The sequence below is a fragment of the Stenotrophomonas sp. YJH_SMC_14-1 genome (assembly GCF_059372275.1).
Genome location: NZ_JCAFVK010000006.1, coordinates 214,898 through 234,010 on the forward strand (window position 1 = coordinate 214,898; position 19,113 = coordinate 234,010).

General features: G+C 68.2%; 20 protein-coding genes. 14 read left to right on the forward strand and 6 right to left on the reverse strand.

Features of this window, described 5'->3' with window-relative positions:
* Positions 1-13: 13 nt before the first annotated feature.
* The 8 genes from AC5P9P_RS15130 (at position 14) to AC5P9P_RS15165 (ending at position 8,508) form a co-directional block, all read left to right on the forward strand.
* Positions 14-760: an N-acetylmuramoyl-L-alanine amidase gene (locus AC5P9P_RS15130; RefSeq protein ID WP_033834611.1), complete on the forward strand. Its 747-nt coding sequence runs from the start codon at positions 14-16 to the stop codon at positions 758-760.
* Positions 761-827: 67 nt separating this feature from the next.
* Positions 828-1,994, forward strand: a complete 1,167-nt coding sequence (gene mltA, locus AC5P9P_RS15135; protein ID WP_049402885.1) for a murein transglycosylase A — start codon at positions 828-830, stop codon at positions 1,992-1,994.
* 108 nt (positions 1,995-2,102) lie between these two features.
* Entirely contained in the window at positions 2,103-2,417 is a 315-nt protein-coding gene (locus AC5P9P_RS15140; protein ID WP_049402859.1) for a hypothetical protein, read from the forward strand.
* 107 nt (positions 2,418-2,524) lie between these two features.
* A complete protein-coding gene (locus AC5P9P_RS15145; protein WP_049402858.1) occupies positions 2,525-4,570 on the forward strand; it encodes a TonB-dependent receptor in 2,046 nt (681 codons plus the stop codon).
* Positions 4,571-4,684: 114 nt separating this feature from the next.
* Positions 4,685-5,746 carry a two-component system sensor histidine kinase NtrB gene (locus tag AC5P9P_RS15150; RefSeq protein WP_033834635.1) on the forward strand — a complete coding sequence of 354 codons (1,062 nt, stop codon included), beginning with the start codon at positions 4,685-4,687 and terminating at the stop codon, positions 5,744-5,746.
* Entirely contained in the window at positions 5,739-7,187 is a 1,449-nt protein-coding gene (ntrC, locus tag AC5P9P_RS15155) for a nitrogen regulation protein NR(I) (protein WP_033834614.1), read from the forward strand. The genes AC5P9P_RS15150 and ntrC overlap by 8 nt, the downstream gene beginning before the upstream one ends.
* A 93-nt stretch (positions 7,188-7,280) precedes the next feature.
* The gene (locus tag AC5P9P_RS15160) at positions 7,281-7,850 is read left to right on the forward strand and encodes a superoxide dismutase family protein (RefSeq protein WP_005407586.1); all 570 of its coding nucleotides are present in this window, start codon (positions 7,281-7,283) and stop codon (positions 7,848-7,850) included.
* A 31-nt stretch (positions 7,851-7,881) separates the two neighbouring features.
* A complete protein-coding gene (locus tag AC5P9P_RS15165; RefSeq protein WP_012478735.1) occupies positions 7,882-8,508 on the forward strand; it encodes a superoxide dismutase family protein in 627 nt (208 codons plus the stop codon).
* 100 nt (positions 8,509-8,608) lie between these two features.
* Here the strand turns inward: AC5P9P_RS15165 and AC5P9P_RS15170 are convergent, their stop codons facing one another.
* Together AC5P9P_RS15170 and AC5P9P_RS15175 are read right to left on the reverse strand one after the other, a co-directional pair.
* Complete coding sequence (locus AC5P9P_RS15170) at positions 8,609-9,676, reverse strand: TonB family protein (protein ID WP_229295647.1); 1,068 nt, start codon at positions 9,674-9,676, stop codon at positions 8,609-8,611.
* Between the two features lie 98 nt (positions 9,677-9,774).
* A complete protein-coding gene (locus AC5P9P_RS15175; protein WP_033834616.1) occupies positions 9,775-10,662 on the reverse strand; it encodes a hypothetical protein in 888 nt (295 codons plus the stop codon).
* Between the two features lie 93 nt (positions 10,663-10,755).
* On the opposite strand from AC5P9P_RS15175, the gene AC5P9P_RS15180 reads away from it, so the two are divergent.
* Positions 10,756-12,051 (forward strand): acetyl-CoA C-acetyltransferase, encoded by a 1,296-nt coding sequence (locus tag AC5P9P_RS15180; protein WP_012478738.1) that lies wholly within the window; start codon positions 10,756-10,758, stop codon positions 12,049-12,051.
* Between the two features lie 119 nt (positions 12,052-12,170).
* On the opposite strand, the gene AC5P9P_RS15185 is transcribed toward AC5P9P_RS15180, so the two are convergent.
* From AC5P9P_RS15185 to AC5P9P_RS15195, 3 genes are all read right to left on the reverse strand, one after another.
* Positions 12,171-13,466 (reverse strand): heme biosynthesis HemY N-terminal domain-containing protein, encoded by a 1,296-nt coding sequence (locus tag AC5P9P_RS15185; RefSeq protein WP_012478739.1) that lies wholly within the window; start codon positions 13,464-13,466, stop codon positions 12,171-12,173.
* A 6-nt stretch (positions 13,467-13,472) separates the two neighbouring features.
* Entirely contained in the window at positions 13,473-14,450 is a 978-nt protein-coding gene (locus AC5P9P_RS15190; protein WP_012478740.1) for a uroporphyrinogen-III C-methyltransferase, read from the reverse strand.
* A 104-nt stretch (positions 14,451-14,554) separates the two neighbouring features.
* Positions 14,555-15,364 carry a uroporphyrinogen-III synthase gene (locus AC5P9P_RS15195; RefSeq protein WP_495232907.1) on the reverse strand — a complete coding sequence of 270 codons (810 nt, stop codon included), beginning with the start codon at positions 15,362-15,364 and terminating at the stop codon, positions 14,555-14,557.
* Between the two features lie 35 nt (positions 15,365-15,399).
* Between AC5P9P_RS15195 and AC5P9P_RS15200 the strand changes: the two genes are divergently transcribed.
* The 5 genes from AC5P9P_RS15200 (at position 15,400) to AC5P9P_RS15220 (ending at position 18,484) form a co-directional block, all read left to right on the forward strand.
* Complete coding sequence (locus tag AC5P9P_RS15200) at positions 15,400-15,867, forward strand: YiiD C-terminal domain-containing protein (RefSeq protein ID WP_005407593.1); 468 nt, start codon at positions 15,400-15,402, stop codon at positions 15,865-15,867.
* Positions 15,868-15,899: 32 nt separating this feature from the next.
* Positions 15,900-16,325, forward strand: coding sequence for a hypothetical protein (locus tag AC5P9P_RS15205; RefSeq protein WP_005407594.1), 426 nt, complete (start codon positions 15,900-15,902; stop codon positions 16,323-16,325).
* Positions 16,326-16,382: 57 nt separating this feature from the next.
* Positions 16,383-16,820, forward strand: coding sequence for a rhodanese-like domain-containing protein (locus AC5P9P_RS15210; RefSeq protein WP_005411869.1), 438 nt, complete (start codon positions 16,383-16,385; stop codon positions 16,818-16,820).
* A gap of 99 nt (positions 16,821-16,919) precedes the next feature.
* On the forward strand, positions 16,920-17,438 hold the full coding sequence (gene secB / locus AC5P9P_RS15215) for a protein-export chaperone SecB (protein WP_005407596.1): 519 nt from the start codon (positions 16,920-16,922) through the stop codon (positions 17,436-17,438).
* A gap of 20 nt (positions 17,439-17,458) precedes the next feature.
* A complete protein-coding gene (locus tag AC5P9P_RS15220) occupies positions 17,459-18,484 on the forward strand; it encodes an NAD(P)H-dependent glycerol-3-phosphate dehydrogenase (RefSeq protein ID WP_012478742.1) in 1,026 nt (341 codons plus the stop codon).
* 149 nt (positions 18,485-18,633) lie between these two features.
* Here AC5P9P_RS15220 and AC5P9P_RS15225 read toward each other — a convergent pair whose 3' ends face one another.
* Positions 18,634-19,089: a YybH family protein gene (locus tag AC5P9P_RS15225; RefSeq protein WP_049402854.1), complete on the reverse strand. Its 456-nt coding sequence runs from the start codon at positions 19,087-19,089 to the stop codon at positions 18,634-18,636.
* Positions 19,090-19,113: the final 24 nt, after the last annotated feature.

Consider the following 19,113-nt stretch of genomic DNA (forward strand, 5'->3'; position numbering starts at 1 on the left):
TTACAATCCGTCCATGATCAGCCCCCGCCTTCTGGTTTCCGCACTGCTGGCGCTCGCCCTGACGGCCTGCACCGCCACCGCGCCCGTGCAGCACAACCCGCTCGCCACCTGGGTGCCGTCACCCAACCAGAACGCGCGCACGCCACTCATCATCGTCATCCACCACACCGAGCAGAAGTCGGTGCAGCAGAGCCTGCATACGCTGCGTACCGCCAACAGTGGTGGGCCGGTCAGTGCGCACTACCTGATCGGCGCCGATGGCCATCGCTATCAACTGGTCGCCGATGAGCGCCGTGCCTGGCACGCCGGTGCCGGGCGCTGGGGCACCATCACCGATCTCAACTCGGCTTCGATCGGCATCGAGCTCGACAACGATGGCCGCAGCCGGTTCAGTGCGGCGCAGATCGAATCACTGATCCTGCTGCTGCGCGACCTCACCACCCGCCTGAACATCCCGCCGCGCCAGGTGATTGGCCACGCCGATCTGGCGCCGACGCGCAAGCAGGATCCGAGCCGCTTCTTCCCCTGGCAGCAGTTGGCCGAGGCCGGCTTTGGCGTGTGGCCGCGCGCGGCCGACGGTGCTGCGCCAGAGGGTTTCGACGCGTGGAATGCGCTGGCCCGCTTTGGCTATTCGCTGGACAACCGCGAGGCCACCGTCGCCGCCTTCCACCGCCGTTTCCGTGGCCGCGACGACCTGCCGAAGACGCTGGATGCCGAAGACGCGCGCATCCTGTACTCGCTGCTGCTGCAGACGCCGTGACCCCGCGCATGAACGCTTGGCCCCGCGCTGGGTTGCCGCCCAGCGGCCGGCCCGCCACCATGGCGGCATGATCGATTCCGCTACCTTCTTCAAGCGCAGGCACTGGACCCTGTTGGCAGCGGCGGTGCTCGCCGGTTGCGCCACCACCGCTCCCCGCACGGGTTCCGAAGCGCCCACGCCGACCTCACCGCCGGCGGCCACCTACGCCAGGGTCGACTGGAAAGCCCTGCCAGCGGTCTCCAACAGCGATCTGCAGGCCGGTTTCGTTGCCTGGCGCAGCAGCTGCACCCGCCTGAAGAACGATGCCGTCTGGGCCAGACCCTGCGCCACCGCCGCAGCGGTGTCAGACAAGGACCCGGCCGCGATCCGCCAGTTCCTGCAGCGCGACCTTGATGCCTATGCGCTGCGTGCCGGTGGCCACCAGGCCGACGGACTGATTACCGGCTACTACGAGCCGATCTATGCCGGCAGCCTGACCCGCACCGACAAGGCGACGGTGCCGGTCTACGGCACTCCCGATGATCTGGTGGTGGTGCAGCTGGAGAGCCTCTACCCGGAACTGAAGGGCAAGCGCCTGCGCGGTCGCGTCGAAGGCAAGGTGCTCAAGCCCTATGACGACGCCGGCACCATCGCGGCCAAGGGCGCCAACGCCCCGGTGCTGGCCTGGCTGACCGACCCGATGGACCTGCAGCTGCTGCAGATCCAGGGGTCCGGCCGCGTGCGCCTGGCCGATGGCAAGCAGGTGCGGCTGGCCTATGCGGAACAGAATGGCCACCCCTACCGCGCCGTCGGGCGCTGGCTGGTCGACCAGGGCCAGCTGAAGAAGGAAGACGTCACCATGGACGCGATCCGCGCCTGGGCCCGGGCCAATCCCGCGCGCGTGCCGGAACTGCTGCGCAGCAACCCCAGCTACGTGTTCTTCGTGCGCAACCCGGACAGCCCGGAAGGCCCGCGTGGTTCGCTGAACGTGCCGCTCACCGCCGGCTACAGCGTGGCGGTGGACCGCAGCGTGGTGCCGCTGGGCAGCCTGCTGTGGCTCTCCACCACGCGCCCGGACGGCACCCCGGTGGTGCGCCCGGTGGCCGCGCAGGACACCGGCGGCGCCATCGCCGGTGAGGTGCGCGCCGACCTGTACTGGGGCAGCGGCGATGCCGCCGGCAAGCTGGCCGGCGACATGAAGCAGAAGGGCAATATCTGGATGCTGTGGCCGAAGGGCGTGCCCCTGCCGAACTGAACCAGCAGGGGTCGGATCCCTTTCCAAAGGGAAGGGCTCTGACCCCGGATGCCTGATAATGGCGCCATTCCGAACTTTCCGGCCGCGCCTGCGGCCAGGACCCCTGCAATGACCTACGCAAAGCACAACGCAAAACCCGGCGCGAAGTCCGCCGCAAAGAAGTACTACAAGCACTGGGCCGAATCGGGCCTGGGCAAGGGCAACGTGCTGATGGAAGCCCGTGGCGAGAAGATCGTGCGCCAGGTGGAAATCTACGGCACCAAGATGGTCTGGGCCGACGAGCAGGCCCACAGCGACGACCGCTTCCTGCTGGCCGACCAGCCAGTGTCGTTCCTGGATTTCGACGAGGACGACGAAATCTCCGCGCGTGAATTCGAAGCCGCCTGGAAGAAGGCACGGGAAGCCACCGGCTACCCGGTGTAATCCCAGCCCCCGGCACCCGCCCTTGTAGCGCCGAGCCTTGCTCGACGCTGCAAAAGCGGGCATGTGAAATGTTATATGATTACATTTCACCGCAGCCGCCCCTTCCCATGAAGACTCCCACCCTTGTGGCCGCCCTCGCGGCCGCTCCGTTCGCCCCTGAAGCTTTCGCACAGTCCGCCGATGCCGCGCTCACCCTCGGCAAGGTGCAGGTGCACCAGCATGGCGAAGGCCAGCTCAGCGCGCGCCAGGTGCTGACTTCGGTGGACGTGCTCGGCGCGGACCAGATCGAAGACCGCAACGTCTCGCACAGCTGGGAACTGCTGGGGCAGATGCCCGGCATCCAGCTCACCGAAACGCGGCAGGGGGCCGAATCGGGCAAGGTCAGCTTCCGCGCCTTCAACGGCGAGGGCTACCTCAACGCCATCAAGACCCTCATCGACGGCATCCCCAGCAACGTCAACAGTGGCAACCAGCGCTTCATCGACATGCTGTTCCCGCTGGACATCAGCTACATCGAAGTGGTGCGCGGGACCAACGACCCGCGCTATGGGCTGCACAACATCGGTGGCAACGTGAACTTCGGTACGCGTCAGGGCGGCAGCTACACCGATGCGCGCCTGGCCTACGGCAGCTACAACACCCGTGATGCACAGCTGGCGGTTGGCCGCGAAGCCAATGGCTTCGCGCAGAACTATTTTGTTGGCACCCAGGCCAGCGATGGCTATCGCGACCACGACACCTCGAAGAAGTACTCGCTGGGCGGCAAGTGGTTCTTCGGCACGCTGGACGAAGGGCTGCGCGTGGGCCTGACGGCGCGCGCCTATCACCATGAGGCCGACGAACCCGGCTTCATGACCGCCGAGGAACTGCGCACGCACCGCCGTGGCAGCGAGCTGCGCAACGGCAATGATGGCGATGACCGCGACATGCGGCAGATCGCCGCGCACGTCGACCTGAAGCTGTCCGACGCACTCACCTTCGGCACGCGGCTCTACTACAACCGCTATGAAGACGACCGCCGCGTGACCTTCAGCGACCTGCCCACCGGCAACCTGCCGCGTCAGCGCCGCGTGTGGGATGAGCGCCAGACTGGCCTGTTCAGCACGCTGACCTGGCAGGCCAGCCCAGCGCTTACCCTCGAAGGCGGCTTGAACTACGAGCAGCAGGACAACGGCTATATCCGCGAGCGCTACGCCTACGCCGAACCCACCGATTTCAGCCAGCCGCCGGCGCGGGTGCAGAACAACGATCGCCACAGCTTCGACAACTGGGGTGCCTACGTGCAGGCCGTCTACCAGCCGGTCGAGGCTTGGAAGATCGTGCCGGCCTATCGTATCGATCGCTTCAGTGGCAGCACGCACCTGATGAATGGCGTCCGCGGACGCCTGCAGGACTACGGCACCATCGGTCAGCCCAAGCTGAGCGTCATCCACAGCCTGGGCCAGACCACCCACGTCTACGCGAACTGGGGCCGCACCTTCCAGGTACTGACCGGGTCCACCGCGCCGGCCTACCTCACCCCCGGGCAGGCACCGATGCAGCCGTCCACCAACACCGGCATGGAGCTGGGCCTGAAATTCCAGCCGTTTGCCGGCAGCCAGGCACGCCTGGCGGTGTGGCAGCAGGACGCGGAAAACGAGGTATCCAACATGCCGGCCACCGGCACCACGGTCACCCTGGGCAAGACCCGCCGACGCGGCGTGGATGCGCAGCTGAGCCTGCAACTGGGCGACGACTGGACGGTATGGGCCTCGCACGCCTACCAGGAAGCGAAGATCACCCGCGACGACCGCGATGCCGGCATTTCCCTGCAGGGCCGCGAAGTGGCTGCCACCCCGCGCCATATCAGCAATCTGGGTGTGGATTACCGCGCCGCTGATGCGCTGCGGCTGGGCCTGCAGGCGCGTGCACAGGGCGATTACTACCTGGAAGAACGCAACGTGGCCGGCAAGTTCGGTGGCTTCGCCGTGCTCGACCTCAGTGCGGCCTATCAGCTCACCCCGCGTTTCAGCGTGGACCTGCAGCTGAAGAACGTCACCGGCCGCCAGTACGCCTACGCCTGGTACGACAGCTTCTTCTGGGACAGCGCCCGCCCGATGTTCTCGCCGGCCCCGGGCCGCAGCGTGTTCGTCGGCCTGAACATGAAGCTGTAACCGGCCACGCATCTGGTAGTGGTCGAGCTTGCTCGACCTGCGGCAGGGGTCAGAGCCCTTTCCTGACGGAATGGGATCCGACCCCGGACCCCCGTTTTGCACTACATTGGTGCAATGTCCGACCCCGCACCCCCGCCGTCCCTCGATGCCCTGGGCACGCCGCTGGCCTGGGCCGGGGCCGATGGCTGCATTGCCGGCTGCAATCCGGCCTTCGCCCGCTGGCTGGGCGTCAGCGTCCGGCGCCTGCTGGGTCGGCCATTGGTCGCCTTGGAAGTGCAGGGCGAGGCGTTGGCCCATTTCCTGGCCCGCGACGAGCGCGACAGCCTGCGCCTGAACCGGCTGGCGCTGGCGGTGCCCGGCGAGGCGCCGCGCTTCGCCGAGGGCTGGATGAGCCGCCGCGACGATGGCGGCTGGCTGCTGGAGGCGCATCCGGTCGATGAGTTCCCAGGACTCGATCCCACCCAGGCGCTGCCCAGCGCGCTCAGCGCGGCGCTGAAGGGGCTGGCCCACGAACTGCGTAATCCGCTGGCCGGGCTGAAGGGCGCGGCGCAGCTGCTGGCGCGGCGTGCCGCTCAGCGCGACGCCGGCGAACGTGAGCTGATCGAACTGATCGGTTCGGAGATCGAGCGCCTCAACGGCCTGCTCGACCAGCTGCTGTCGCCGGCCCCGGCCGCGCCGCATGCCGAACTGAACATCCATGCCGCGCTGGAACGCGTGCTGCGCCTGGCCGAGAGCGAAGCCGGCTGGGCGGTGCGCCTGCAGCGTGACTACGACCCCAGCATCCCCGAATTCCATGGTGACGCCGACCGCCTCACCCAGGCGGTCTGGAACCTGGTGCGCAACGCGATCCAGGCCGGCGCCGGCAACATCACCCTGCGCACCCGCGTGGAGCATGGCGTGCGCATTGCCGAGCAGCTGCACACGCTGGCGTTGCGCCTGGAAATCGCCGATGACGGCCGTGGCGTTCCCGAGGAACTGGCTGAACACCTGTTCCTGCCCTTGGTGAGTGGCCGTGCCGAAGGCACTGGCCTGGGCCTGGCGCTGGCCCAGCAGGTGGCGCGCGAGCATCGCGGCACGCTGACCTACCGCTCGCGCCCGGGCCATACCGTGTTCACTCTGCTGCTGCCGATCGTCAGCGGCGCCGCCCCGGCCGAGGAGGTCCCGCGCGATGTCTGAGTCCTCTTCGTCCCCGCAGTGCATCTGGGTGGTCGATGACGATCGGGCCGTGCGCTTCGTGCTGTGCACCGCGCTACGCGAGGCGGGCTACCAGGTCCTCGATTTCGACAGCGCCGCACCCGCCCTGCAGGCGTTGAGCGAAAGCCCGCCACCGGCGCTGCTGTTCACCGATGTGCGCATGCCCGGCGACGATGGCCTGGTGCTGCTGGACAAGCTCAAGGCCGCGCTGCCGCAGCTGCCGGTGGTGGTGATGTCGGCCTATACCGATGTAGCCAGCACGGCCGGCGCGTTCCGCGGTGGCGCGCATGAATTCCTGTCCAAGCCGTTCGATCTGGACGATGCGGTGGCACTGGCGCAACGGGTGCTGCCGGCCGTCGCACCGGCATTGGCGGCGGCCACACCTGCGGCCGAAGCGCATAGCGACCAACCGCCGCAACTGGTGGGCGATACCCCGCCGATGCGCGCGCTGTTCCGCGCCATCGGTCGCCTGGCGCAGGCACCGCTGGCGGTGCTGATCACCGGCGAGACCGGCACCGGCAAGGAGCTGGTGGCCAATGCGCTGCATCGCGAATCACCGCGCGCGCAGGGGCCCTTCGTCGCGCTCAATACCGCTGCAATCCCGTCCGAGCTGCTGGAAAGCGAGTTGTTCGGCCACGAAGCCGGCGCCTTCACCGGCGCGCAGCGCCGCCATATCGGCCGCTTCGAGCAGGCCGATGGCGGCACACTGTTCCTGGATGAGATCGGCGACATGCCGCTGCCGTTGCAGACCCGGCTGCTGCGCGTGCTGGCGCAGGGCGAGTTCTTCCGCGTCGGTGGCCGTGAACTGATCCGCGTCGACGTGCGCGTGGTCGCCGCCACCCACCAGGACCTGGAAGGGCTGGTTGCACAAGGAAAGTTCCGCGCCGACCTGCTGCACCGCCTCGACGTGGTGCGCCTGCAGCTGCCACCGCTGCGCGAGCGCCGCGAGGACATCGCACAGCTGGCCAGTACGTTCCTGGCCGCCGCCGCGCGCAAGCTGGATACGCCGCCGAAGCGGCTGACCGCGGCCGCACTGCAGGCGCTGCGCGAACACGACTGGCCGGGCAACGTGCGCGAACTGGAAAACGTGTGCTGGCGGATGGCGGCGTTGGCGGCCGCCGACACCATCGGCGTGGCCGACGTCGATACCGCGCTCAACCGTACGCGCGGTCGTCGCAGCAGCACCACCAGCGCCGATCCAGGGCAGTGGGAAGCGCTGCTGGCCGAATGGGCACGCCGTCAGCTGGCCGAAGGCGTGGAAGGGCTGCACGCGCAGGTGCGCGAGCGGGTCGACCATGCCCTGCTGGAGGCCGCGCTGCAGATCACCCACGGCCGCCGTGCCGAAGCCGCGGCCCGCCTGGGCCTTGGCCGCAATACCCTTACCCGCAAGCTGGGCGCCGGACGCCGCCGCGGGGGCCATTGAACGGCCCCTGCACGCGATCCTCGCGCCCGCTTGCCGAACTGTTGATCGTTCATGGACGATGCAACGCTTAGTGTCATCTGCAAGGAGTCTTTGATGCGTCTGTCCTTTGCCATCCTGCCGTTGTCCGCCGCCGTGCTGCTGTCTGCCTGCGGCAGCGCGCCGAAAAAGACCGAACCTACTCCGCCGCCGCCGACCGTGGTCAGCGCAGCGAAGCAGGGCGAGGCCAATCTTGCGCCGGCCTCGGCCAGCATTGTCAGTGGCCGCATCGCACTGATGGTGGAGCCCGGCGGCATCCACATCACCGGCCTGATCGGTGGCCTGCAGCCGATGCAGCAGGCCGGCTTCCACATCCACGAGCGCGGCGACTGCAGTGCGGTGGATGCCAGCAGTGCCGGCAATCACTTCAATCCCGGTGGCGCTGCGCATGGCCGCGCCGGCACCGGCAAGCACCACCTGGGCGACATGGACAATCTGCGTGCCGACGCCCAGGGCCGCGCCAACGTCGATATCCACCTCAAGGGCGTTACCCTTGGCGGAGGCGCCGCCACCGATATCGCCGGACGTGCACTGGTCGTGCATGCCAACGCCGACGACTATCGCAGCCAGCCCGCCGGCAATGCCGGCGTCCGCATCGCCTGTGGCGTGATCCGGGTTGTCCGCTGATCACTGCAGGCATCATCCAGGGAGAGATTCCATGCGCTTGATCCACACTTCGCTGTTCGCAGCCATTGCTGCGCTGGGCCTGGCGGCCTGCAACCAGCAGCCGGCCGCGCCGCAGGCTGAAACCCCGCCGGCCGCGCCGGCCGACGGTGCCACCACCGAACCGGCTGCAACGCCGGCCCCGGCGGCTGCACCGGCTGCCGATGCTACGGCCAGCGCCGAGCTGGCACCGACCCAGGGCAACGAGACCAAGGGTAGCGTCACCTTCAAGGTGGTCGATGGCAAGGTCCACGTGACCGGCCAGATCAGCGGCCTGAAGCCGGGCAGCGAGCACGGCTTCCACATCCACGAGAAGGGCGACTGCAGCGCCCCGGACGGCATGAGTGCCGGTGGCCACTTCAACCCGGGCAAGCAGGATCACGGCAATGTCGCCACCGATCCGCACCACGGCGGCGACATGCCCAACATCAAGGCCGACGACAAGGGCGTGGCCACCATCGACGGCCCGGTGTCGAGCAACGTCAACATCGGCAAGGGTGATGACTTCGACATCATCGGCCGTGGCCTGATCGTCCACGCCGATGCGGATGACTACAAGACCCAGCCGACCGGCAATGCCGGCGCGCGCCTGGCGTGTGCGGTGATCCAGAAGGCGCAGTAAGCGCGCTCCTGCTGGAAATGGAAAACGCCGGCGCAAGCCGGCGTTTTTCTTGCATCCCTTCCTGTAGAGCCGAGCCGATGCTCGGCTGCCTTTGCTGCGGTCAGGGGGATCGCAGCAATGTGTCGCGTCGCCGCCGCAGTTCAGCGCATTCGGCAGGGCCGCTTTCACACAGGATCGAGATATCGGTCTGCATGTGGGCCTTGCCCGTCTTGGCATCGATCACTTCGCGCTTGAAGGTGCGCACCACGGCCGGTGCCGTGCGGTGGGGCGGCACCATCACCAGCCAGTGGGTCATGGTCACCGGCTTCAACCGTCCCTCGGTCATCTCGATTTCCCGCATGATCGCGCCAAGACTGGTGTTGTAGAGCGTCATCCCCGGCTGACTCGACTGATCCGGCGCAAGATCTACACCCTTCATCTTCGGCAGCGCTTCGACGAAGCCGGCGACGGTGCCGAATTCCAGCAGGGCATCATTTGCAATCACCACATCATCTGGCTCCGGCTCTGATGCCTCCGTGGCCGCTGGCTGGCGCCGCGGTTCGAAGTTGAATGACTGGGTGAAGCTGATCCAGGGGTGCTTCACGGGCGCGTCCGGCGGGCAGGTCAGCCGCCAGTTCCGTGCGGCGTTGAGCAGCGTGTCATCAATGCGTGCATCCCCGCTGCTCCGGCCGATCTTCACCTCCGTTTTTGCCGGATCGCCGGCCACCGGGCGCAACCAGACTTCCGCCGAGCCGCGCAAACCGCTGGACCGCACTGCGCTGGAGAACCTGGGTTCGTTGTCCGCCCAGCTCAGGCGGTCCAGCCGGCAAGCCGGTTCCGGAACAGGCACGACCGGTTGCGCGATGCCGCCCGGGCCCGTGCACTGATACTTCCAGCTGAGGGCCGCCTGCCGGGCTGCATCATCCAGCACCCGGTTGCGGGAGCCGTTCAGCACGCGCGCATCGTGGGCGCGGCCCTGCGCATCGACGTTGACCTGCACCTTGACCGTGTTGCTGAAGCTGATATGGCTGTCATAGACCTCGGGCTCCGCCACGGCAGCAGCGAAGGCCGGCGCAACTGTGCAGGTGGGTGTCGCGGCAACCGGTGCCGCTGCCTGGGCCATGATCGGAAGGCCACAGACGGCTGTGGCAAGCAGGGTCAGCCCTGCGCATTGAAGTGTATACAGCATGCAGTTCGTCCTTGATCGCGCATGAGTATCCATGCACAAGCCCGCAATGGTGGCACATCGCGCCGCCGAACCGGTTGGCGGCGCGTGGTGCGGCTTGATCAGCGCGCCAGCAGTTCGCGCGCGTCCTGGCCGGCCTCGCAGTGCACGAACAGTACCGGCACGCCATGTGCTTCCAGCACCGCGGCCATCTGTCGCTGGCGCATCAGGAACTGCTCGTAGATGCCCTTCAGGCGGTCGCAATCGTTCTTGCCGTAATCGTAGTGCGCGCACCAGCCGGCCGGATCGAACAGCGCCATGCGTGCTTCGCCATGCGTGTAACGCAGCAGCGGCTCGGGCGCGGCGTTGAGCCATTCGTCTTCACCGGGGGCCATGATCGCGGTCTCGATCAGCGGCCACAGTGCGGCCAGGCCCTGGTTGTCGTACTGCATCGACATCATCGCGGCCAGATCATTCACAGTGAAATAGCGCGCGTGCTCGATGCGGGCACCGAAGGTGTTCTGCGCCATCAACGCGGTGTCGGCATGGGCCATGCCGTTGGCCAGCAGCGTGTCTTCCAGCGCCTCGGCCACCGCATTGGTCGTCGCCACGTCGCTGCCGGTCAGCAGGAACGGCACCACGCGCAGGCCGCCGCCCACCAGGCTGGCGTCGGCCTGGAACGGTAGCGGCACGTCGCCCTGGGCGTCGGTACCAAAGGCCAGCAGGCGCGGGCCCTGGTTGCGGCCCGGGGCACGCATCTGCAGTTCTTCCAGGCGGCGGTGGATCGGCCAGCCCGGGCGCAGCACTTCGGCCGGGTCGAAATGGGCGGCGGCGAACACCAGGTCCAGCTCGGCCACCTGCGGCACCAGCTTGGACAGGTCGCGGCCGACGCGATCGGCCAGTTCACCGGCCTGTTCGGCGCTGAGTACCGCCTGGCGGGGGATTTCACCGCCGGCCAGTTCCAGGGCCAGCACGCCAAGGGCATTCATCGCGGGGTCGGGTTTGCTCATGGTTCCACGGTTGGCCCATCACAGGGCGGCAGCTACACTTGGCTCCATTATGCCTGCTCCGCCGTGCAGGCCATGTTGCAGACACCCTCATCCATGCCAGGTATCTCCATGCCCAACGCTCGTCCCGTCGCCATCCTCGGTGGCGTCCGCATTCCGTTCTGCCGCCAGAACACCGCGTATTCGGATGTCGGCAACCTCGGCATGTCGGTCCGTACGCTGGGCGCGCTGGTCGAACGGTTCGGCCTGCACGGCCAGCAGCTGGGTGAAGTGGCGATGGGTGCGGTGATCAAGCACTCCAGCGACTGGAACCTGGGCCGTGAAGCCACGCTGTCGTCCGGCCTGTCGCCGCTGACCCCGGGCATCACCCTGCAGCGCGCCTGTGGCACCTCGCTGGACAGCATCATCACTGTCGCCAACAAGATCGCGCTGGGCCAGATCGAATCGGGCATCGGCGGCGGTTCGGACACCACCTCCGACGTGCCGATCGTCTACGGCAAGAAGCTGCGCGCGCGCCTGCTGGCCGCCAACCGTGCCAAGAGCACCGGCGACAAGATCCGCGCGCTCACTTCCGGCTTCAAGTTCTCCGAGCTCAAGCCCGAGTTCCCGGGTGTGGCCGAGCCGCGCACCGGCAAGAGCATGGGCGACCACTGCGAGGACATGGCCAAGGAATGGAACATCTCGCGCGACTCGCAGGACGAGTGGGCGGTGTCCTCGCACAAGAAGCTGGCCGCTGCTTATGAGCGCGGTTTCTTCAACGATCTGATCGCACCGTTCCGTGGCGTCGAGCGCGACAACATCCTGCGTCCGGATACCTCGCTGGAAAAGCTGGCCACGCTGAAGCCGGCCTTCGACAAGGTCTCCGGCCGTGGCACCCTGACCGCCGCCAACTCCACGCCGCTGACCGATGGCGCCGCCGCGGTGCTGCTGGCCAGTGAAGAGTGGGCGCGTGCGCACGGCCATGAGCCGCAGGCGTACCTGCGCGATGCGCACGTCTCTGCGGTGGACTTCGTGCATGGCGAAGGCCTGCTGATGGCACCGACCGTGGCCGTGCCGGAGATGCTCAAGCGCAACGGCCTGACCCTGCAGGACTTCGACATCTACGAGATCCACGAGGCTTTCGCTGCACAGGTGCTGTGCACCCTGCGTGCGTGGGAGAGCGAGGATTACTGCCGCAACCGCCTGGGCCTGGATGCGCCGATGGGCCGTATCGACCCGGACAAGATCAACCTGCTGGGCTCGTCGCTGGCTACCGGCCACCCGTTCGCCGCCACCGGCGCCCGCGTGATCGCTACCGCAGCCAAGCAGCTGGCCGAACGTGGCGGCGGCCGCGCGCTGGTGTCGATCTGCACCGCCGGCGGCATGGGCGTGGTGGCGATCGTCGAACGCTGATCGTTGCGACCGCGCGCCAACCAAGGTTGGCGACTACCGGGTTCCACACATGAAAACGCCGCCCAATGGGCGGCGTTTTTTTGTTGCTCCGGTGGGCTCCGACCGTTGGTCGGCACGCCTCACGGCAACCGCGGGTTGCCGAACTCGTCGCGCTCTTCATTGGCGTCATACACCGGCGGCTGCACCGCGATCGGCTGCTCTTCCACCGTGGCACGCAATGGTGCCTCGCTGCCGCGCACCAGCGCCACGCTGTCCTCGCCGCGCTGCAGTCGCAGCGCATTGGCCAGGCACTGCGCGGCCAGCGCGTGCTCGCCACGCTGCGCGAACAGTTCACCCAGTGCCTCCCACGCCGGGGCACCGGCGCCGGCGGCGATGGCCTCGTGCAGGAACGTATCGGCAGCATCCCACTGCTGCTGGGCCAGGGCGACGCGGCCCTGCGCCAGATGCAGTGCGGCCGAGCCATCATGCACATTGCGCCAGCGCGCCAGGTTGGCCTGGCGGGTGGCCAGGCGCTCGGCCGGCAGACGGCCGTACAGCGCGACCAGTTCGTCGTCCCAGCGCTGGTCCAGCGCCTGTTCCAGCGCCAGCAGCGCCGGCTCATCCCAGTTCAGGGCCACCGCACGGCTGGCATAGGCGCCCACCACGTCCGGGGTCGGCCGCAGCGCCTTCGGCGTGGCTTCCCACTGTGCGGCCAATGCATTGACGTCGGCCGCTTCCAGCAGCGCCTGTGCGGCCAGGCGGGCTTCCAGTTCGCTGTTCGATTCGGCCGGCAGTACCTTGCTCTGGCGCAGCGCACCCAGCTGGCCATAGGCCTCGTGTGCGCGGCCGGCACGCGCCAGCGCTTCGGTACGCAGCCACAGGCCGCGCGGCGGCAGCGGCTGGATCGCCGCCACGTCCAATGCGTTGATCGCATCCACCGGCAGATCGCGCGCCAGCAGCTGTTCGGCGCGCAGCAGCGCCTGCAGGGTGGCATCGCTCTCGCCAAGACGCTGCAGCAGCGCTTCACCGGCGGGGCCGTCGGCACGTGCCTGTGCGCTGCGCACGGCATTGGCCAGCGCCACCGCGCTCACTTCCGGGTCCTTGGCAGCGCCATCCAGCAGCTTCTCGGCACGCTGCCACTGGCCGTGCTCGTAGGCCTGCAGGCCGTCGATCAGGCGCACCCGGCCCTGCTTGCGGCGGTAGCGGCCCCAGGCGCGGAACGGTGCGGCAATCAGGCTCCACAGCAGCCACAGCACCAGCACTGCGATCACCGACAGCAGCGCCACCTTCGGCAGGTTGCTGTGGTAGTCGTAACCGCCGTAGCGCAGGGTTACTTCACCGAAACGGTTGAGGTCATCGGCGCCCAGCCATTGCGCGGCCACCACGCCGATGGCCACCGCCAGCAACAGCACAACCAGGGATTGCAGGGGTTTCATGCGGGATTACCTCCGGTCGGTCTGGGTGCGCAGTTGCTGCAGGGTGCTGCCAAGCACGGTGTTGCTGGCCTGCAGCGGAAGCTCGCGCAAGGCCTTCAGTTCAGCACGTTGCGCGCGCAGGGCCGGTGAATCCGGCCAGCGCCGCTGTGCCCAGTGCTCCACGCGTTCCAGTGCGGTATCGCGGCCCGTGCGGTCGCCGCGTTCGATCGCGGCGCGCGCCAGGGTCAGTTCCAGCTGCAGGGCGTCGTCGGCATTGCGACGTTCGGCGGCGGTCAGCGGGCCATTCTGGCGGCTCGGGGTGATGTCCACGAACGGGGCCAGCGTCGATTGCCACCACGGTTTTGCGGTGTCGGTCGCAGCGTTGCCGGTCACCTGCGACGGCAGCCCCTGCAGTGCCCTGGCCAGGGCGTCCAGCCGCTGCAGCGACTGCACGCGCGGGCCGGCGCCCAGCGCATCCAGTGCATCGCGCTCCTGCACCAATGCCTGGCGCAGGTTCAGGCCATCGCTGTCGGGCAGATCGGCCAGCGCGGTGGCGGCCTGTGCATACAGGCGGCGCGCGCCTTCCACGTCGTCGGCATAATTCAGCCGCTGCGCCGCCTGGGTCAGCAGCAGTTCGGCCTCATCGCGCTGTACCGCCTGGCGGCCCTGGTTGGCGCTGTCGGCCAGCTTGGCCAGGTTCTCTTCCAGCAGCGCACTGCGCTGCGAAAGGCCCAGCATCTCGTCGCGCAGCACGCGGTTGGTGGTCGCCGCATCCTGCAGCCGCTGGCTGGTCGCGCGCTGGTCGCGGCGCAGTGCATCCAGCGTCGCCTCCAGGCCCTGCAGCTGCACGGCCATGGTCTGTGCCTGCGCCTCCTGTTCGTGCTGTTGCTGCTGCCAGACGTACCAGCCGGCATAGCCGCCCACGCCAAGCACGACCACCCCGGCCAGCGGCAGCAGCCAGCGCACGGGTCGACGGGGCGGGGAAACGGGCGGAGTCTCGTTCATGGGGCTTCCTTGTCGGCAACGTCGCCGGTCAGGATCCGGCAGGCCGCGTTGTGCACAGCATCACTGTTGCCGACCACAGCGGCAAGCGTGACCCACGTCCCTGTTCAGGTCGCTGCCGGGACGGTGAGCGTGGCGTGTGCAGCGGCCACCAGCTGCGCAGCGGTGGGGCCGGCGCTGCGTGTGATGCGCTGCAGGCCGAGCGCCTGCGCCTGTTCGCCGAGGCGGTCACTGGCAACCAGCACGCGGGCAGACGCCCGCAGGCGCTGCTGCCCGGCCGGCGGAAGCTGTTGCCAGAAATGCTGCAGCGCTTCGCCACTGCTCACGGCCAGTACCCACGGCTGTGCTGAATGCGCCAATCGCGCCAGCGTTCGCGGGGGCAGTCGCAGCAGGCGGCGCTGGTAGACATCGGCACGTTCGATCGTGGCGCCTGCGGCCTGCAGGTGTGCAGCAATCAGCCCGCGTCCGCCGGGCGCGGTGACCAGGCCGATGCGCAGGCCCCGCGCCTCGGCCAGCACCGGCAACGCCAGCAGGCCCTCGCTGTCCATCCGTTGCGGTGCATGCACCTCGCCGACGCCCTGCGCCCGCAGTGCGCGCGCGGTGCCTTCGCCCACGGTCAGCCACGGGCTGCGTTGCGCCTCGGCCAGTGGCAGCAGGGACGCGGCTGCGGCAACGGCGGCCGGGCTGGTGAACACCACCCGATCGCAGTTCAGCGCGCGTTGCAGCTGACGCACCACTGGCATGCCGTTCAAGCGCTGCAGGCGCCAGGGTGGCAGGGCCACCACATGCCCGCCCAGCCCAGCAACGGCGCGGCGCAGCGCGGAATTCTGGCCCTGCGGTCGCAGCGAAATGAAGGTCCAGCCCGGCTCGGAACCGGCGGCGCCAGTGGGTATCGTATGGTCGGCCATTGCCTGCATTATGCGGGCCCTTCGTTGTCGTGGTCTCTGCTCCGATGTCCGTTGATGCTCTGACTTCCTCGCTGGCCGCCCTGCAGGACGTGCTGGACTGCATGCCGGCGGTCCGCGCCATGCAGATCCAGCTCGACGGCTATGCCGATGGCGTGCTGCGCATCACCGCGCCGCTGGCCGCCAACGTCAACGACAAGGGCAACGCCTTCGGTGGCAGCCTGGCCTCGGTGCTGACCCTGTCCGGCTGGGCGCTGGTCAGCCTGCGCCTGCGCCTGGCCGGCCACGATGCCGAGGTCTACGTGGCCGACAGCAACCTGCGCTACCTGGCGCCGGTCTACGAAGACCTGCACGCCCACGCCGAAGCGGCCGAGGCCACCGGCTGGGACGCCTTCCTGAACACCTTCCGCCAGCGCCGCAAGGCCCGCATCAGCATCATCGCCACCCAGCCCGGTGCCGATGGCAAGCCTGCCGCAGAGTTCAGCGGTCGCTTTGTTGCCTTCGCCAAAGGGTAGGATGGCAGGCTGACGTTCTGGGGAAACCACCGATGCGCCGCCTCATCCAGTTCCTGATGTGTTCCCTGCTGCTGGTCAGCGCCGTGGCTTCGGCCGACGACCTGAGCCGCAAGCAGCGCAAGCTGCTGGAAGAGACCCAGATCGCCTACGGCGCCACCATCCGCTGGGGCAGCATGGACGATGCCATCGGCTATCTGGACCCCAAGCTGCGCAAGGAAAAGCCGCCTACCGAGTTCGAGCTCAACCGCTACGCGCAGCTGCGCGTGTCGTCTTACCGCGAGCGCAGCAGCGCGGCGCTGGAAGGCGGCCTGGTCGAGCGCCGGGTCGAAATCGGGGTGATCAACCAGAACACCCAGGCCGAACGCACCGTGATGGTGGTCGAGCGCTGGCGCTGGGATCCGGAGGCCAAGCGCTGGTGGCAGACCGCCGGCCTGCCGGACCTGTGGAAGGGGCAGTGACGGGCCGCGTCCGGCTTGTGCGACAATCGGCGCCCGCTTAATCGACCCGTGACCTGAGTGAATTACGAAGAGTTGCTGGCCTTTGCAGGCCGAAACCCGATGCTGTCCGCGGCCCTGGTCGGCCTGACCGTGGCCATCATCGTCACCGAGATCCGCCGCCTGTTCCGGGGCTTCAAGGGCATCAAGCCCGCCGAACTGACCCAGCTGATGAACGCGGGCGGCACGGTGGTGGTCGACCTGTCGGCCAGCGGTGACTTCGAGAAGGGCCACATTGCCGGCAGCCGCAACGCCCAGGCCAGTGCCTTCGGCCCGGACCACAAGCTGGTGGCCAACGCCAAGCAGTCGCCGGTGGTGCTGGTGTGCCGCAGCGGCAACGCCTCGGAAACCGCCGCCAAGGCGCTGAAGAAGGCCGGCTTCGAGAAGGTCTACGTGCTCGACGGCGGCATTCCCGCCTGGCAGCAGGCCGAACTGCCGCTGGTCAAGGGCCGCAACTGATTGCCGCGGGTGGCGGATCCGGCCTTGTATGGGCCTGATCCCGCCCCCATCGCAGTAATTCGACCATCGTTTTCATTGCATTCATTGGAGTTACTGGAAATGTCCGAAGAGATCACCAACGGCGCTGCTGCGCCGGTCGATGCCGCCACCGGCCCCGCTTTCACCGTCGAGAAGATCTACGTCAAGGACGTCTCCTTCGAGTCGCCGAACGCCCCGACCATCTTCAATGACCAGGTGCAGCCGGAGCTGCAGCTGAACCTGAACCAGCAGGTGCAGCGCCTGGGTGAGAACGCCTTCGAAGTCGTGCTGGCCGTGACCCTGACCTGCCAGGCCGGTGAGCGCACCGCCTACGTGGCCGAAGTGAAGCAGGCCGGCGTGTTCGGCCTGGTCGGCCTGGACCCGCAGTCGATCGACGTGCTGCTCGGCACCCAGTGCCCGAATATCCTGTTCCCGTACGTGCGCCAGCTGATCAGCGACCTGATCCAGGCCGGCGGCTTCCCGCCGTTCTTCCTGCAGCCGATCAACTTCGAAGGCCTGTACGCAGAAACCCTGCGCCAGCGCCAGGAGCAGGGCGACGCACCGTCGCTGGCTGACTCCGAGCCGGCTGGCAACGCCTGATTCCTGCCGCGACGTCACGGATGAGCACTACCGCTGACAAGATCGCCGTGCTTGGCGCCGGTTCCTGGGGAACCGCGCTGGCCAGCCTGCTCGCACGGCACGGTCATCCGACCGTGCTGTGGGGGCGCGATGCTGCCGTGGTCGAAGCCATCGACCAGCGCCACGAGAACCCGCGTTACCTGCCGGGCATCCCGCTGCCGGACAGCCTGCGTGCCACCACCGACCTGGCGTCGGCGGTGGAGGGCGCGGCCTGGATCCTGGTGGTGACCCCCTCGCATGCCTTCGGCGAAACCGTGCGTGCGCTGGCGCCGCTGCGTCCTGCCGGTGCCGGCGTGGCCTGGGCCACCAAGGGCTTCGAACCCGGTTCGGGCCGCTTCCTGCATGAAGTGGCGCGCGAAGTGCTGGGTGAGGACGTGCCGCTGGCCGTTGTCACCGGGCCGTCGTTCGCCAAGGAAGTGACCCAGGGCCTGCCGACCGCGATCACCGTGCACGGCGACGTGCCCGAGTTCGCGCAGATGGTGGCCGAGGCGATGCATGGCCCGGCGTTCCGCGCCTACACCGGCGACGACATGGTTGGTGCCGAGCTGGGCGGCGCGATGAAGAACGTGCTGGCCGTGGCCACCGGCGTGGCCGATGGCATGCAGCTGGGCCTCAACGCCCGTGCCGGCCTGATCACCCGTGGCCTCAACGAGATGCTGCGCCTGGCCGCTGCCATCGGTGCCAAGCCGGAAACGCTGATGGGCCTGGCGGGCCTGGGCGATCTGGTGCTGACCTGCACCGGCGACCTGTCGCGCAACCGCCGCCTGGGCCTGGCCCTGGGCCGTGGCCAGACGCTGCAGGATGCCGTGCGCGAAATCGGCCAGGTGGTCGAGTCGGTGCAGACCGCCGACGAAGTGATGCGACAGGCGCGCCGCCATGGCATCGACCTGCCGATCTCCGACCGCGTGCGTGCCGTGCTGCATGGCGAGCAGACGCCGGAAGAAGGCCTGCGCGCATTGCTGGCGCGGGAACAGAAACCGGAATACCCGGACACGCTGTTCAAGTGAATCGAAAAACCCCGGCTACGTGCCGGGGTTTTTTCATCAGGGAGTACACGCGGGTGCCGGACGGGAGACAGGCTTTGGTGGGTGCCAAGCTTGCTTGGCATCACGCGCGCTGCATATCCACGCATGGCGTGGATCTACTGCAACGCCGATCACCGCGCCCGTGGCGGCGCGCTGGTGTTGTCCATGTCCGAAAAGATCAGCCACGGCCCATCCCCCACGCGCTTCAACGTGAGCGTGAACTTGCCGGTATCGCCCACGTTGTTGCCGTAGCTGTACGCACCGACGATGTAGCCCGTGTTGCCCTCCATCGAATACGCCAGCGCACGCAGCCGCAACGGGCTGCCGCCCTGGCCGGCATACGCGGCCTCGATCGCACTGCGGCCGCGCACCGGCGGCTGGTTGCTCTGCAGCACAAAGCCATCCTCGGCGAACAGCGCACCCAATGCCTTGACATCACCCGTGCGCCACGCCTGCTCGTAGTCGCGCAGTACACGGTCCAGTGGTGCGGGCAGCGCGATATCGGGAAGCGGCTGTGCGGGCTTCGCGCCTTCTGCATCGTGGGCAGTTGCCGGCGATGCCATCAGCAGGGCACTGCAGAAGATCATGGCGAGTCGTGTGCGGCGCATGCG